This window comes from Flavobacterium gawalongense (genome assembly GCF_007097265.1).
Taxonomy (GTDB): domain Bacteria; phylum Bacteroidota; class Bacteroidia; order Flavobacteriales; family Flavobacteriaceae; genus Flavobacterium; species Flavobacterium gawalongense.
Genome location: NZ_VJZP01000064.1, coordinates 719 through 2,917 on the forward strand (window position 1 = coordinate 719; position 2,199 = coordinate 2,917).

General features: G+C 37.7%; 2 protein-coding genes (1 of these 2 running past the window's edge). Both read left to right on the plus strand.

Annotated features, from left to right (window positions below):
• Window positions 1-257: 257 nt before the first annotated feature.
• On the plus strand, window positions 258-554 hold the full coding sequence (locus tag FNW38_RS17135) for a hypothetical protein (protein WP_143388940.1): 297 nt from the start codon (window positions 258-260) through the stop codon (window positions 552-554).
• A gap of 893 nt (window positions 555-1,447) precedes the next feature.
• Window positions 1,448-2,199: part of a beta strand repeat-containing protein coding region (locus FNW38_RS17140; RefSeq protein ID WP_449404049.1), annotated on the plus strand (this coding region is incomplete at its 3' end). Its footprint extends 3,117 nt past the window's final position; the window shows 752 of its 3,869 annotated nt.

The following is a 2,199-nucleotide window of genomic DNA, read 5'->3' on the forward strand; positions in this document are numbered from 1 at the left end:
GATAGTAGTCTGCAACCATAAATCAATTTTGAATTAATCCCCAAATAATCGTCAAAATTGAATGTTTATAATAAACCTATTTAGTTTTTCAAATTCTGTTGAAACTTAAATAATGATAGTAGTCTGCAACCATAAATCAATTTTGAATTAATCCCCAAATAATCGTCAAAATTGAATGTTTATAATAAACCTAGTTTTTAGTTTTTCAAATTCTGTAGAAAATTAACATTACAAACAATAATTTAAATTTTGATTGTATGAAAACAGAAATCACCTTCCTTTTACTGACCTTCTTCAAGATTGTTAGTAACATATATTCCCAATTTGATGCACAAAAGTCTTGGGCTAGCTTAGCTCAAACTATACTGTTGCAATCTCAAAAAAATATGTCTATTAATAAATTTATTGACTCCTTGAGAGCAAACTCAGGAAATATTGATTCAAGTCCTCAAAAGGTTGAAAGTTTGATAAAAGCAATTCGACCTTCAACTCCTACAACTACTCTCAAATGTGAATTTTGCCATTTACAATCGTCTTACTTTCTAACGATTTAAAACAAATCAATATGAAATCAACTATTACTTATTCGACAAAACAGTTCATGTATTCTTTTATTTTCAAAATGCTTTCTTGTTTAATTATGACTATTTCAATTAGTCATACTGCTTTTGCACAGAGCGGCCAAGGTCCTTGTAATGCTTTCCGTTATGATTCAGGAGATGGATGGCGGTTTGTGAGTGGTAAGTGGCAGGCAGTTAAACCTACGGGGAGCGATACAGAAGCACGAGGAATCATTACCTGTGGAAGTAGTGCTTCAACCATAAATAATTTACAAGATAAGGGTAAAATAGGACAAGACGGTTCTGTCTTTGATTTCCCGGATCTGGACATAATAAACTGCGGAAAGCCAACTGATGGACAAGATGTAGTATGGCTGAATTTTGATATCCGAACTTATGCAGGATCATTTTCTTTTCAATTAGGTACACCCGATCAACGTTGGGCCTTGTATTATGTAAATACCGCCAATACAAAACCTACAGCATTAACACCAGGAACATTCTATCCGGCAACACCGACAGGCTTGTCAGGGAGCTGTGACACAGCAGACCTGATTTATGCAGGTGGTCTGATTTTTGACGGTTGTGGAGCAGGTACTACGGCGGGTTGGGAAACGATTACTGTACCAGCTTTTGCAGATCCAACTAATTATTACATTGCTATATGGAATGCTGACGGATCAGACATCACCGATAACCTGATTTTTAAAGCCAGGTATGGGTGTGGAGGATCATCTTGCGCCCTTCAAAAAGATGGAGCCGACGAACTTAATTGTGTAAGTGACGGCTATGAGGTATGCGCCACATTTCTGGGAAGTGCCGGTAAATGGAAGGTAGTGGATAATGCTACACTAAAAGCAAAATCCTATAAAGTGACAACTTATGCTATGGACTTGACTACCGAGGTAAGTACAGAAACCAGGAATAGCTATGCTGAATTAATTGCTACTCCGCTTTATGTAGAGTTAGGAACGCAAGATGGTTCATCCCCTCAAAATGACATAAAAGCTATTGTTTGTGCAACTTACGATTATGCGAATCCATATGATTTGTCTTTGACCCCCGAAGGTATTCCTGCCGATGCCCCTAGCGACTATGTTACTTGCACAAGTAGTGGTAGCTTTAGTGGGGCTGGGCTTATTGCGTTAAGTGCAACAGTGGCATCAACCAATGTGACCTGCTACAATGATACAACTGGTGCAATTGACATAACCGTAACTGGTGGTTCGCCAAACTATTCTTATACTTGGAAAAAAGACGGTTCAGTAATCACTGCCACAACTGAAGATTTAAGTGGTATAGGTGCTGGAGTATACGAAGTAACGGTTACTGATACTAAAGGTTGTAAAGCCGTTAAATCGATAACTATTACTCAACCAACTGCTGCCTTAAGTATTGCGGTAACTTCTCAAACCGATGTGAATTGTTATAATGATACTACTGGAGCGATTAATATAACAGTTTCTGGTGGAACTTCAGGCTATACTTATACTTGGAAAAAAGATGCTTCAGCAATCGCTGCAACTTCTGAAGACTTATCTGGTATTGGTGCTGGAGTATACGAAGTAACCGTTACTGATACTAAAGGTTGTAAAGCCGTTAAATCGATAACTATTACTCAACCAACTGCTGCCTTAAC